Source organism: Roseofilum acuticapitatum BLCC-M154, from assembly GCF_030068475.1.
In the GTDB taxonomy this organism is placed as follows: Bacteria; Cyanobacteriota; Cyanobacteriia; order Cyanobacteriales; family Desertifilaceae; genus Roseofilum; species Roseofilum acuticapitatum.
Genome location: NZ_JAQOSP010000037.1, coordinates 1 through 12,694 on the forward strand (window position 1 = coordinate 1; position 12,694 = coordinate 12,694).

Below are 12,694 nucleotides of genomic sequence, written 5' to 3' on the forward strand. Positions count from 1 at the left end.
TGAAAATTTGTTAAGAAGCGGGCAAGATGCCCGCACTCCTCGAATTCTTTGATCTGACTGGAGTGGGAGCATCTTGCTCCCTGGATTTTTAATTAGGGTATTTCCGCTTCGCGGACATGAATAAGCGAACTTGATATAACAGGAACGTTCAAAACCCTAGGGTTTTCAGGGCGATCGCCTGAGCATCCGGCATTTGTCCGTAACTAAACACATAAGGCACATCCTTCGGCAGTTGGGGACGTAGCATTTCCAGGATATAGGGACTGCCATAAATCACCAAGGCTTGCAAACGATCGGCTTTGAGTAAGGCTTCAAACCAGGCGATCGCCGTTTCATTCAACGTGGAACTGCCCCGAAAGGGATGACCCCGAACGAACAATTGTAACAAAGTTGGCTCTTGACCTGGGCTGGCTGAACTGGGGGTATGACGGTCTACTAGCTTAAACTGATATCCCTGAGATTCGGGGATCGTAATTGCGGGCGCTGGTTTAGCCAATACGGAACAATCCAAAGCATCATCGACTACAATTAAATTACAGCCCCCTAGAGGATTAAGGGGGAGATTACCGCCCGTTTCCTGGGCATCCCGAAGAATAGATTGCACCACTTGGCGAGTTTCTGGGGTTGCCAAAGCCTGGGGAAATTGCGGAGAATTGGGTCTCGGTTTAACTTTTTGTTTCGCTTGAAAAATGCGTTCTACAGAAGCTTGAATGCTCTCTGGGGGGATGGTTCCCGCTCTGACGGCGGCACAAACGGCGGCGATCGCCCCTGGAGGATCTTGGGGCATCAAGAGGATATCTGCACCCGCTTGCACCGCTAAAACGGCGGCTTCGTTGCTGCCATAATGTTTGGCGATCGCTCCCATCACCAGAGCATCGGTAACAATTAAGCCCATAAATCCCAACTCTTGCCGCAATTTCTGGGTGAGGATTTTGGCCGATAATGTGGCTGGGTACTGCTCATCCCAAGCCGGAATCAGCAGATGGGCGCTCATAATGCTATCGACTCCAGAGGCGATCGCCCCCTGAAACGGCGGTAGCTCAATTTCCCCTAACCTCGCTGCTGAATGGGGAAGCACCGGCAACTCCAGATGGGAATCTACGGCTGTATCCCCATGGCCGGGAAAATGTTTGGCCGTGGTTAAAATCGGATAGGGTTTAGCCCCCTCAATATAAGCAGCCGTTAACTGACTCACCCGTTGCGGTGTCTCCCCAAATGCCCGCACATTAATCACGGGATTTTGAGCATTATTATTGACATCAACCACCGGTGCATAGAGCCAATTCAAACCGATCGCCACCGCTTCTTTCGCCGTCATTTCCCCCATCTGTTGAGCATAATGGCGAGCCGCTTGGGGGGATTTTTCGGCGATCGCCCCCAAAGCCATGGGGGGCGGGAAATGGGTAGCTCCACTAAAGCGTTGTCCTACCCCTTCCTCCACATCTGCCCCCACCAACAGGGGAAAGGTTGCCCAACTTTGCAAACTGTTAATGCGATCGTGGAGTTCTGCCGCACTCCCACCCACGAGGATGACTCCCCCCACCCCCCACTGGGCGATCCAACGTTTCAGCGTCTCATTCGGCGGTTCCCAGTCCGGATAACGAATTTGATAATCGAACAAATAACCACTCGCTCGAATCACCACCATTTGGGCAACCTGTTGTTCTAAGGACAGAGAAGCTGGATCGGGCAGAGGAGAAGCAGGGGTTGGATCTGACATAGCTCTACACCACAGTGTTACTCATTGTCTTCAGCGACCCTATTTTCCGAGTCTTCCTGGGGGGGATGCTCGTGGGAAATCTGGTTAATCAGATGCAACAGGCGATCGCCTCTTTCCAAAGATTTATCTTCCAAAAACACCACCTCTGGAGTCCGCCGTAACTGCATCCGATGGCCCAGTTCATATCGAACAAAGGAAGTTGCAGACTGTAAGCCTTCCATGGTTTCCGCTTTGGCTTCTTCCGTCCCGTAAATACTGACGAAAATTTTCGCATGTTGCAGATCTCCAGAGACATCCACATCCGTAACACTGACCATACCCGCCCCTACTCGGTCATCTTTAATGTCATGAAGCAACATTTGGCCGACTTCGCGTTTAATTTGGGAGGACACGCGAGACACACGACGACTGTTAGCCATAAGACTTCCTCCACACTTTAGGGTAATTAGGGGTTATCTTCTCTAGTTCACACCGGAGATAATCCTAGCATAGCCCGTAATGTCAGGGTTAGGAAAACAAAGCCAGAAACTAACAGTCCCAAAGTGGCGATCGCCGTTACCGGATTCTTAAACAGGGGTTGAATGGCTTTGAACAGAAAGAAGAAAATGCCAAGGGTAAAGGTAATCAAATACCGAGGATACCGTGATACGTTCTGAAAGAAATCTCCCATGGGATTAGTTAAATTGCCAAAATTGAACAGGTCTCTGGCTATTCTACCGTTGACAGGGAACACTCACCATCCCTTCTTCCTAGGAAACCGAAACCGCACCTCGATCGAACACTTGACCATCGGTTCCGATACCCTGGATAACCAGGCGATCGTCATACACAGTATGGGCCGCAAAACTCAGACGAGAAGCAGAATAGGCCGTCCATTCTGAATGTCCCACATCCCGCAAGCCTGCCCCTGCTCCACAAATCAGGTAAGTTGTACCATTAATCGCATAGGTGCGTTCATAGACATGATCGTGGCCATTGATATACAATTGCACCCCATATTTTTGAAACAAAGGCGTGAGGGTGGTAATCAACTTCCTATTTAAGCCATAGTGGGCAGAAGAATAGATTTGGTGATGGCCAAACACGATTTTCCAGAGGGCATCTGATTGTTTTAAGCCTTCCTCTAACCAAGCCAGTTGATTCACCCAATCTGCATTACCATTCGTATCTAAAGCCCAGAATTGCACCTTACCCCGACGGAAGCTATAGTAACGCTTTCCTCCCATATTGAAGAGAGGATATTGGGTTTGAGGCACACCATTATCCGTGCGAATATCATGGTTTCCCAAACAGGCATAAAAGGGAATTCCTTGTTGCAAGAGAGGGCTATAGGGGTCTTCAAAAACTGCTTTGATTTTCTCAATTTCGCCATTATTGTAAATATTATCACCAGCTAAAACCACTAATTCGCAGGGAAAATTCTGGCCATACTCAGTCATCGCTGAGGCCACTGCATATTGACCCCGGGCCCCGGTTCCCGTATCGGCAACAGAGAAAAATCGCAACAGGGGAGTTTGATCCGGAGTATTAGGGGGTAAGTTATTTTGGGCGATCGCTATTTCTAAGGGAGGTTGAGAGCGATTCAATACAATTTTTTTCCCGATTACCCATCCTAGGGCAATTCCAGCTCCCCAACGCAGCAGTTCACGACGTTTAATATTCATTAGGGTTTGGGTTAATTCACGATTGGTGATATTTAGACAGTATAACTTGACTTTCTTTTGTGCTTACGGCTAATTAGAGTCGAGATTAGCGCTATATTTAAACCTTGCAAACCTTCTGCAACAAATAAACCCATAAGGTTATGACTGAGCATTATCGGATTACACTCCTTCCAGGAGATGGCATTGGGCCGGAAATTATGGCGGTGATGGTGGATGTCTTAAAGACGATCGCCCCCAAGTTTGATTTAGAGTTTAGCTTTCAAGAAGCCCTGATCGGTGGAGCGGCGATCGATGCTACCGGTAGCCCCCTCCCGGAAGAAACCCTCAATACCTGTCGTCAAAGTGATGCGGTTTTGCTGGCAGCCATTGGGGGCTATAAATGGGATAATTTGCCTCGTCAGCAACGACCGGAAACAGGTTTATTGGGGTTGCGATCGGGGTTAGGATTATTTGCCAATTTGCGACCGGCAACCATTTTACCCCAACTGATTGATGCTTCTACCCTGAAACGGGAAGTGGTGGAAGGCGTTGATATTATGGTGGTGCGAGAATTGACCGGTGGGGTCTATTTTGGCGAACCGAAAGGCATTTTTGAGACCGAAACTGGGCAAAAACGGGGCGTGAATACCATGGCCTATACGGAAGGGGAAATCGATCGCATCGCCAAAGTTGCGTTTGAAATTGCCCAAAAGCGCAACAGTCAACTCTGTTCGGTGGATAAGGCCAATGTACTGGAAGTATCGCAACTTTGGCGCGATCGCGTCACCGCCATGGCCGATGATTATCCTGATGTGCAACTGTCCCATCTCTATGTGGATAATGCCGCCATGCAACTGGTGAGAGCGCCCAAACAATTTGATACCATCGTCACCGGTAACTTGTTTGGGGATATTCTCTCCGATGCTGCCGCCATGTTAACCGGCAGTATTGGCATGTTACCCTCAGCCAGTTTAGGCGCATCGGGCCCTGGAGTCTTTGAACCCGTCCATGGATCAGCCCCCGATATTGCCGGACAAGATAAGGCTAACCCCCTGGCTCAGGTTCTCAGTGGAGCGATGATGTTGCGCTATGCATTGAATCAGCCCCAAGCAGCGCAGGCGATCGAAGATGCAGTACAAACCGTTTTGAATCAAGGTTATCGCACAGGCGATATTATGTCTGAAGGACAGAAGTTAGTGGGATGTCGGGAAATGGGAGAAGCGCTACTAAAGGCTCTATCATGACAGGGGAGTAAGGGAACCTGGGCGCTCCCTGGAACAGCGAGCAAGAGGCTCGCACTCCCTAGTTCCCCCCATCCCCCCATCCAAACTTGATATAATAATCAACGACCCTTCCCAGTACCTGAAACCATGATAGCCACCTCCTCAGCCTATAAAATTACTTGGGAAAAACTACCGGAGGACTTTATACTCCCCGACGATCCCGTGGATAATATTCATCAACCCGCCCTAGCTGCTGCCCTCACTGAAAGCTTAGACCAAGCTGGAAAATTACCCGAAAAGGCCCTAACGCCCACCAACTATGGCATCTGTGCCACCGTCAATGGCAAAATGGTCGTTAAAGCTCCCGATTGGGCTTATATCCCCCAGATCAGCGTTGAGCGTCCAGAAGTAATCCGCAGTTATACGCCAAACCTACAAGGAGATCTGCCGGTTATTGTCCTAGAATTTTTATCGGATACTGACGGGGGGGAATATTCGACAAAAGCTACCTATCCCCCAGGCAAGTATTTCTATTACGAACAAATCTTGTGCGTGCCAAATTACGGCATTTTTGACCCGAAAACGGGAGAATTAGAACTCTATCGTTTAGGCAACCAGCAACGCTATACTCTGCAATCTCCGAATCCAGACGGACGATTTTGGATACCAGAAATGGGTTTATATCTGGGAGTGTGGCAAGGGAGTCGAGAAAATCTAGAGAGCTATTGGCTACGCTGGTGGGATGAACAGGGTAATCTCTTGCTGTGGGGTAAAGAGAAAGTCGAGCAAGAGCGATCGCGAGCCGATGCTGAACGGCAGCAAGCTGAAACTGAACGACAACGAGCCGAAACTGAACGACAACGAGCCGATCGCCTAGCCGCCCAATTGCGAGCCGCCGGTATTGAAATCAATGAATAATGAACCATAAACCATGATAGCCACCTCCTCAGCCTATAAAATTACTTGGGAAAAACTACCGGAGGACTTTATACTCCCCGACGATCCCGTGGATAATATTCATCAACCCGCTCTAGCTGCTGCCCTCACTGAAAGCTTAGACCAAGCTGGAAAATTACCCGAAAAGGCCCTAACGCCTACTAACTATGGCATCTGTGCCACAGTCAATGGCAAAATGGTCGTTAAAGCTCCCGATTGGGCTTATATCCCCCAGATCAGCGTTGAGCGTCCAGAGGTCATCCGCAGTTATACGCCAAACCTACAAGGAGATCTGCCGGTTATTGTCCTAGAATTTTTATCGGATACTGACGGGGGGGAATATTCGACAAAAGCCACCTATCCCCCAGGCAAGTATTTCTATTACGAACAAATCCTGCAAGTGCCAAATTACGGCATTTTTGACCCGAAAACGGGAGAATTAGAACTCTATCGTTTAGGCAACCAGCAACGCTACGATCGCCAGTCTCCGAATCCAGACGGGCGATTTTGGATACCAGAAATGGGTTTATATCTGGGAGTGTGGCAAGGGTGTCGAGAAAACCTAGAGAGCTATTGGCTACGCTGGTGGGATGAAGAGGGTAATCTTTTGCTGTGGGGTAAAGAGAAAGTCGAGCAAGAGCGGCAACGAGCCGATCGCCTAGCCGCCCAATTGCGAGCTGCTGGCATTGAAATTAATGAATAATATTGATAATCCTGTGAAATTTATTTTATCTTCTATTCTGGTTCTGAGTACGGTGGCGATCGCCGCTCCTGCTGTTGCCAATTCTGATATCTTTATTGCCTATCCTGGCGATCGCCATCAAACCACCGCCGATCGCATCTTCCTCATTGGCACAGCTCCCATTGGCGGCGAAGTTCGGGTCAATGGTGAGGTCATTTCCCGCTCCCCTGGAGGCCATTTTGCCCCCAGTTTCCCCCTGGACATGGGCGAGAATACCTTCACCCTGCGCCATGGGAACCAGGAAAAGCAGATTACCATTATCCGCAACTCTGCCCTTCCACCTGCTCCCGTTGGTCTCAACTTTGCCGAGCGATCGCTCACTCCCCAAGTGAACATCGCCAAACCCCCCGGAGAACAAGTTTGTTTTTCCGCCATTGCTCCTAACCAAGCCACCGTCACCGTTACCCTAGGGCAACAAACCCTACCCCTAACCCCCCTCTCCTCCCTAACCGAACTGCCCCCCAACTCTGCTGTCCTCACCGGAGAAAACCAACCCACCACCCTCGAAAGCACCACCTATAAAGGCTGTGCCACCCTTCCCCTCATCTCAGAGAGTCAAAACCTGGGCAAACCCCAATTTACCCTGACTCTGAACGGCCAAACCCTGAGCCAAAGCGCCCCAGGACAAATTTCTATCCTTTCCCCTGTCGAATTTCAAATTGCCGAAGTCACCGCCGAAAATGGAGTCGCTCGTACCGGCCCCAGTACCAACTATTCCCGGTTAACCCCCCTTCCCAAAGGAACCCGCGCCCAAATTACCGCCGAAGAAGGGGAATGGCTCAGATTAGACTATGGAGCCTGGATCAAGCGCGAAGAAACACGGATCTTTTCCAGTGCCGCCCCTCCTGTTTCCCTGATTCGCAGTATTCGCGCTCGTCAAATTCCTGGATGGACGGAAATTGTCTTTCCCCTGCAAGTAGCGGTTCCCGTCAGCATTCAGCAGCGCCAAAATAGTATCACCCTGAGTTTGTATAATACGACCGCCCAAACCGATACCATCTATCTCAATGATGACCCCCTGATTAAGCGCCTAGATTGGGAACAAGTTTCACCGACCCGCATCGACTATACATTTGCCCTCAAAACCGAGCAACAGTGGGGCTACAAGCTCCGTTATGAGGGCACAACCTTAATTTTGTCGTTACGCCATCCTCCCCAGGCTTCTGGCTCATCCTCGCAACCCTTGCAAGGGATGAGAATTTTGCTCGATCCGGGCCATGGGAGCGAGAATGATTTGGGCGCAAGGGGGCCAAACGGCTATCCAGAAAAAGATGTGAATTTGGTAGTCTCTAAGCTGTTGCGGGACGAGCTACGGAAGCGGGGAGCCACGGTATTAATGACCCGCGAAGGGGATGATGACCTCTGGCCCCATGACCGGGTAGAGATCATTGAAGCGCAAGAACCGGATCTCGCTCTGAGTATCCATTATAATGCCTTACCTGATGCCGGAGATGCGGAGAATACGGCGGGGGTGGGCATGTTTTGGTATCATCCCCAAGCTCATAGTTTGGCGGTATTTTTACATCAGTATTTGGTGGATGAGCTAAACCGGCCCTCCTATGGGGTATTTTGGAATAACTTAGCTCTGGCTCGTCCGGCGATCGCCCCTTCCGTTCTGTTAGAATTAGGCTTTATGATTAATCCCCTAGAATTCGAGTGGATCGTCGATCCCCAATCTCAACAAGAACTCGCCAACACTCTCGCTGATGCCATTGTTGTTTGGGTGAGTGAAAGTCAACAGTGAGATGACCGGGTGAGGGCAGGTTCAGGACATTGATGGGTTGGTATCCTAGATATGGGTAAAACCCGCCCCTACAAAACTTTTTATTTTTAATTGAGCAGTTGGATGGGTATACTTTTCCTAACATTTGCAGTTTTGAGAAGAGGCAATGGTTACTCAGGTTAAAGGGATTTATCACCAGGGATGGATAGAACTGATTGAACTGCCTGATGATTGGGTGGAAGGGAGTTCAGTTGTCGTGACGTTTGTAGGCTCCAATGACATTAACCTAGAGGCTCAGGGAATCACTCAGGAGGAAGCGGGACGTTTACGAGGAAGTCTAGCCTCATTTGCAGAAGATTGGGAGAGTCCAGAAATGAGTGTTTATGACAACTATGACGCAGCCAAAACCAACGGTTAGTCGGGGTGATATGGCCTTAGTGCTTTTCCCAAATTCTAATCTGACTTCTGCTAAAACTAGACCGGCTTTAATCGTGCAAGCGGATCATTTACAAACGGGGTTATCACAGATTATTGTGGCTATGGTGACTAGCCAAATGTTTCGAGCGGGTCATCCGAGTCGGGTGACTGTTTTACTCAATTCTCCTGTAGGAGGGCAGTCGGGTTTACTGACTGATTCGGTGATTATGACGGATAATTTAGCAACCATATCTCTGGCTGCGGTTTATCGCATTATTGGTGCGATTCCGACATCAGAAATTGATATAGCATTGAGGCATACACTGGGATTGTAAAGAGAGAAAACCGATGGACATAACATCAAAAGAATGATTCCCAATTCTTGTAGGGGCAGGTTTAACCATATTCCCCATATCCCATCCATAACTTCTGTAAACCTGCCCCACCCCTACCAAAATGGTGAGGGCGGGTTCAGGACCTTAATTTATGGGTTTCCTAAATGTTGGTATAACCCGCCCCTACAACATCGATAATTCCCCATTCTTGTAGGGGCAGGTTTAACGATATCCCCCATTTCCCATCCATAACTTCTGTAAACCTGCCCCACCCCTACCGAAATGGTGAGGGCGGGTTTAGGACATTGATTTATGGGTTTCCTAAATGTTGGTATAACCCGCCGCTACAACATCAATAACTTATGTAAACTCAATAAACTTTTTAGCTAATTCAATCAATTCATCCTTATATCCACTAATACAAGAGCGATGTAGGTTTAAGTTCATCTCATCGTCCTCAAGATCCCCTGAAAAAATTAGGGCAGTATTGTCTACCACATGCACGACAGTCCAAGCAATTAACTTGCCCTCTTCTTCAATCATGCAAGTGATATCCTTCAAATTTGAACTATCACCAAAGCTATTTTTTGCTGTTTGAAAAAAATTATTCGCCAATGTAGCAGCAATCCTTTGATCGATTTTCTGGTCTGATGTCAGCACCACTCCTCTATTATAAATCAAACCCACACTATCAATATTATTCCGATTTTTGGAACACTTATTGAATACTTTTTTCAGTGCGGCTTTGACATCATCAAGATCTTTGTATTCATTAGCCATGATCCCATCCTCATCTATGTACTTAAAATAAGACGCTTGTATTGTAATATTTGTAACAAATTTTTGTCAATAATCTTTGGGTTAACTTTTACATCTTCACACAAAAAACAGCAATTGAATTCACCTATGAGAAAACAAACTTGAAATTTGTTGATAGAGTTGATTCTTGTAGCTGAAATAAAGGGCGTGTTGACTATCATTGCCATCTTTTTCCGGTAGGTTAGACCAAAAAATAATTAAAACTTTATGCTGGTTCAGATCGAAAACATAAAAAGTTAATTGTTCAATAGTCGTTTTTCGATCTAACTGTATATCAAAATAACGAAGCCATGACTTATGCCAATCACTCCATATATCTGCGACTGTTTTCAAAACTCTATCTATAATTTTCTCAGTCTCATTGATGTCCTCTTTAAATAGCTGTTTCTTGACTTTGAGGTTGTCAATTCCCTCCGATTCAGAACACAGAGCAACAACCATCCCATCAATATATCTTGACTTTAAGCCCTTGAACAATATAGGATCGAGATCCTCTGGGATTTCTGGCTCAGACATGGGTTCTGAGATAAGAAAGCTCAGGGTTTCCTCTATCCATCTCTGATTAAACACCTTTTGATACAGCCGGTTGGAAACGTTAATATAATCTTCAGATTTGGCTGCTAAACCTGATACAATCAAGTTGATTTGCTCTTCACGACCTCCATCAAAGTAAATTTTATTGACTTGTTTTAACAATTGTTTATATAGCTCTAGAGCGCGGATTCGCTCCTCAACCGTAGTATACCCGATTCTATACCATCGTTCCACTTCTTGGAAATGCGAGAGGGTGTCATGACTGCGCCAATTATTAATCAGTTTCTGTTCAAGCAGCTCTTGCACGGCTGTAGAAATATTGTCATCTCCAGTAATGTTAAGTTCTTCAATACAGAGATTACAGACAAATTGAGTTAAAAATGGCTTACCACCTGTCCAGATGAGAATTTCTTGAAATAGCTGTTCAGGATCGCAATTTAATCCGGCTAATCCTTGAATTAAGGCGCTACAGTCCCCCTCATCTAACCGTCCTAATTCAATTCCTTTAGCTGTGTTGAACGCCACGGCCGGATCGGTTAGAATATCTGTAGGTTTGGCCACCCCCAAAAGCACAAACTTAACCGACTTCAAGGTTTCCTCTTGCCCTAAAGCTCTGAGCAAACCCAGAAAACTATTTTGCAGCTTCCAAGAGATCAAGTTCTGGATTTCATCCAAGAAAACAATCAGTTTTTCCGTCCCTTTGTCCCGCAGATACTCCATCAGGTATTTCAGGGATTCTCGAAATTGTAAAGCGGAAGGATAATTAGCCATCTCTTGCGAACGCTGCTCGATATTCTGAGTCAGCATTCGAGCTTCAGGTGCGGGAAATGTAGCCGCAATCTCCCAGAGTAAACTTTGGCAAAGTGAGGCTTCATTAACTGTTGAGCCAAACCCTTGTAAATTCATCGTCACGCAATGATAACCAGCATCTTGTAATTGGTCAGCAATGCGAATCATTAAGGAAGTTTTACCCGATTGTCGTGCGGCGAGAATATAACAACATTGTTGCGTCGTCTCTTGGGTTAAAAATTTATAGAGTGCCCAGTCAGCAAGACGCTTAATATAGGTTGATGCTTCTAAGGATAATGCTCCTCCTTTGACACCTTGATAGTATTGTCTCATTTCCTTAACCCTCATGATTAACCAGTGGATGTTCTTGGAAATATTCCTGATACAGCCTGCAACGCACCTGATATTGACCATTTTCCAGTTTAATTAACCCAGCTTTTTCCAGTTGAAACTTAGCAAATTGATTCACACAGGGTTGCTTTTGCAGAATTTGTTCAAAGCATTGAGCGAGGTTGGGGTGGTCTTGCAGTAATTTAAGTTTCTTTTGCAAATGCCCAATTAAAGGGCTATCCGGTTGTTTTACTTTGGCTAAAAAATCATTAAGGTTCAGTCCTTCTCGTTTAATATGATAAAAAGCATGATTGAGTAACTCTGGATATCCTCCTAGCCAGTCTTTGAGTTGAAGGACTTCCTGTTTTCTCCACCTCAGATCGTACTTTTGAGCTAGAGTTTCAATTTGATTATCTGTGAATTCATGAAGCTCTAAAGGCAAGCCTACATTGTCCAAAGGACTGCCAGATAACTCATATTGGGCATAGGGTTCTGTGCTATAAGCCAGCAATAGATTAGGGAAGACTAACTGCTGATCGCGACTATTTTTCTTCATGTGCTGTTCATGCCATGAGCGGAGAAGTTGAAGAAATGGAGATTGAATTAGTTTCAAACCAATGACTTTATCAAGTCCGTCAATAATTAGGGTTTTAGGATCGGGCACTTTAGAAAAAACAAAAGCTTCTAAGTAGTCCGTGCAACGAATGCCTACAGCGATTTTCTTTTGCCAAAATTCATCTAAACCATCGGACTTACATCTAAATGCTTGAGTGACTATATAAGTAAAATTATATAAGAATGTCTCCAAATCTTCAAAAACTGTATCCTCAAGATTCGATAAATCAATACGGGCAACTTGATGTTTACACTCAGTTGATAACCATTCTTCTATTCGCAGTAATAAACTTGACTTTCCTAAACCCTGTGCGCCCTTGATCCGTAATAATAATCGCTGATCCTCTGGAAGATTTCTAAACTCCAGCTCAATTCTACTTTGTATGTTTCGCTGTACATAACGAGGAGAATCAACAGTAACAACCCCAGTTAACAAAGGGATAGTTAGCTCTTGCTGTATCTTCGCCCTCAACGGATGATTCTCCGCCACCATATCGGGGCAATGTTGAAGAAAGAGATTCAGTAGCTTGGGTTGCTTGTTTCCCTTACCTAGGATCTGGAAATATTTGTACACCTCTGATAAGTGCTTTCTCACTGTTCCACCAGCGAGATGCTTGGCTTGAGCGATGTCTTTGGCTGACTGTCCGGCTAAAAAGCTCCGAAGGATCTCATACCGTTCTGGCGCTGAGTCCTCTAGCTGCTGGAGTAGTTTGTCAAATTGGCTTTTGTCCATACGCGGATTATATCATAATGTAAGATGCGTAGCTTATAAAATGAAGTGCGTCGTCAATCTCTTGACATGCGTAAGCCAGTACGATAGTCTTGAAATAAGACTAGACAACAAAAAAGCCCAAGACAATTGGGTTAT

The 12,694-nt window shown here is 46.4% G+C and carries 13 protein-coding genes; 6 read left to right on the forward strand and 7 right to left on the reverse strand.

Annotation, left to right across the window (positions count from 1 at the left end; translation table 11 throughout):
• Positions 1–148: 148 nt before the first annotated feature.
• From PMG71_RS05220 to PMG71_RS05235, 4 genes are all read right to left on the reverse strand, one after another.
• Positions 149–1,720 carry a glycoside hydrolase family 3 protein gene (locus PMG71_RS05220; RefSeq protein ID WP_283752590.1) on the reverse strand — a complete coding sequence of 524 codons (1,572 nt, stop codon included), beginning with the start codon at positions 1,718–1,720 and terminating at the stop codon, positions 149–151.
• 17 nt (positions 1,721–1,737) lie between these two features.
• Positions 1,738–2,139 carry a 30S ribosome-binding factor RbfA gene (gene rbfA, locus PMG71_RS05225; RefSeq protein WP_283752591.1) on the reverse strand — a complete coding sequence of 134 codons (402 nt, stop codon included), beginning with the start codon at positions 2,137–2,139 and terminating at the stop codon, positions 1,738–1,740.
• Between the two features lie 47 nt (positions 2,140–2,186).
• Positions 2,187–2,390 carry a DUF751 family protein gene (locus PMG71_RS05230; protein ID WP_283752592.1) on the reverse strand — a complete coding sequence of 68 codons (204 nt, stop codon included), beginning with the start codon at positions 2,388–2,390 and terminating at the stop codon, positions 2,187–2,189.
• 79 nt (positions 2,391–2,469) lie between these two features.
• The gene (locus PMG71_RS05235) at positions 2,470–3,384 is read right to left on the reverse strand and encodes a metallophosphoesterase (protein ID WP_283752593.1); all 915 of its coding nucleotides are present in this window, start codon (positions 3,382–3,384) and stop codon (positions 2,470–2,472) included.
• Positions 3,385–3,524: 140 nt separating this feature from the next.
• Between PMG71_RS05235 and leuB the strand changes: the two genes are divergently transcribed.
• From leuB to PMG71_RS05265, 6 genes are all read left to right on the forward strand, one after another.
• Positions 3,525–4,607 carry a 3-isopropylmalate dehydrogenase gene (gene leuB / locus PMG71_RS05240; protein WP_283752594.1) on the forward strand — a complete coding sequence of 361 codons (1,083 nt, stop codon included), beginning with the start codon at positions 3,525–3,527 and terminating at the stop codon, positions 4,605–4,607.
• A gap of 126 nt (positions 4,608–4,733) precedes the next feature.
• Entirely contained in the window at positions 4,734–5,504 is a 771-nt protein-coding gene (locus PMG71_RS05245) for a Uma2 family endonuclease (protein WP_283752595.1), read from the forward strand.
• A 13-nt stretch (positions 5,505–5,517) separates the two neighbouring features.
• Positions 5,518–6,225 (forward strand): Uma2 family endonuclease, encoded by a 708-nt coding sequence (locus tag PMG71_RS05250; protein ID WP_283752596.1) that lies wholly within the window; start codon positions 5,518–5,520, stop codon positions 6,223–6,225.
• Positions 6,226–6,238: 13 nt separating this feature from the next.
• A complete protein-coding gene (locus PMG71_RS05255) occupies positions 6,239–8,008 on the forward strand; it encodes an N-acetylmuramoyl-L-alanine amidase (protein WP_283752597.1) in 1,770 nt (589 codons plus the stop codon).
• Between the two features lie 145 nt (positions 8,009–8,153).
• Positions 8,154–8,405, forward strand: a complete 252-nt coding sequence (locus PMG71_RS05260; protein ID WP_283752598.1) for a hypothetical protein — start codon at positions 8,154–8,156, stop codon at positions 8,403–8,405.
• The gene (locus tag PMG71_RS05265) at positions 8,380–8,739 is read left to right on the forward strand and encodes a type II toxin-antitoxin system PemK/MazF family toxin (RefSeq protein WP_283752599.1); all 360 of its coding nucleotides are present in this window, start codon (positions 8,380–8,382) and stop codon (positions 8,737–8,739) included. Before PMG71_RS05260 ends, PMG71_RS05265 begins: the two co-directional genes overlap by 26 nt.
• A gap of 360 nt (positions 8,740–9,099) precedes the next feature.
• Here PMG71_RS05265 and PMG71_RS05270 read toward each other — a convergent pair whose 3' ends face one another.
• From PMG71_RS05270 to PMG71_RS05280, 3 genes are all read right to left on the reverse strand, one after another.
• Positions 9,100–9,519: a hypothetical protein gene (locus PMG71_RS05270; RefSeq protein ID WP_283752600.1), complete on the reverse strand. Its 420-nt coding sequence runs from the start codon at positions 9,517–9,519 to the stop codon at positions 9,100–9,102.
• 120 nt (positions 9,520–9,639) lie between these two features.
• Positions 9,640–11,214 carry an AAA-like domain-containing protein gene (locus PMG71_RS05275; RefSeq protein ID WP_283752601.1) on the reverse strand — a complete coding sequence of 525 codons (1,575 nt, stop codon included), beginning with the start codon at positions 11,212–11,214 and terminating at the stop codon, positions 9,640–9,642.
• A gap of 4 nt (positions 11,215–11,218) precedes the next feature.
• Positions 11,219–12,559 carry an AAA-like domain-containing protein gene (locus PMG71_RS05280; protein ID WP_283752602.1) on the reverse strand — a complete coding sequence of 447 codons (1,341 nt, stop codon included), beginning with the start codon at positions 12,557–12,559 and terminating at the stop codon, positions 11,219–11,221.
• Positions 12,560–12,694 lie beyond the last annotated feature (135 nt).

Excerpts from the sequence above, each read along its gene's own strand:
- PMG71_RS05220 (WP_283752590.1), bottom strand. The coding sequence starts at position 1,720 with ATGTCAGATCCAACCCCTGCTTCTCCTCTGCCCGATCCAGCTTCTCTG.
- PMG71_RS05235 (WP_283752593.1), bottom strand. The coding sequence starts at position 3,384 with ATGAATATTAAACGTCGTGAACTGCTGCGTTGGGGAGCTGGAATTGCC.
- PMG71_RS05250 (WP_283752596.1), top strand. The coding sequence starts at position 5,518 with ATGATAGCCACCTCCTCAGCCTATAAAATTACTTGGGAAAAACTACCG.
- rbfA (WP_283752591.1), bottom strand. The coding sequence starts at position 2,139 with ATGGCTAACAGTCGTCGTGTGTCTCGCGTGTCCTCCCAAATTAAACGC.
- PMG71_RS05230 (WP_283752592.1), bottom strand. The coding sequence starts at position 2,390 with ATGGGAGATTTCTTTCAGAACGTATCACGGTATCCTCGGTATTTGATT.
- PMG71_RS05260 (WP_283752598.1), top strand. The coding sequence starts at position 8,154 with ATGGTTACTCAGGTTAAAGGGATTTATCACCAGGGATGGATAGAACTG.
- PMG71_RS05280 (WP_283752602.1), bottom strand. The coding sequence starts at position 12,559 with ATGGACAAAAGCCAATTTGACAAACTACTCCAGCAGCTAGAGGACTCA.
- PMG71_RS05275 (WP_283752601.1), bottom strand. The coding sequence starts at position 11,214 with ATGAGACAATACTATCAAGGTGTCAAAGGAGGAGCATTATCCTTAGAA.
- PMG71_RS05270 (WP_283752600.1), bottom strand. The coding sequence starts at position 9,519 with ATGGCTAATGAATACAAAGATCTTGATGATGTCAAAGCCGCACTGAAA.
- PMG71_RS05265 (WP_283752599.1), top strand. The coding sequence starts at position 8,380 with ATGACGCAGCCAAAACCAACGGTTAGTCGGGGTGATATGGCCTTAGTG.
- PMG71_RS05245 (WP_283752595.1), top strand. The coding sequence starts at position 4,734 with ATGATAGCCACCTCCTCAGCCTATAAAATTACTTGGGAAAAACTACCG.
- leuB (WP_283752594.1), top strand. The coding sequence starts at position 3,525 with ATGACTGAGCATTATCGGATTACACTCCTTCCAGGAGATGGCATTGGG.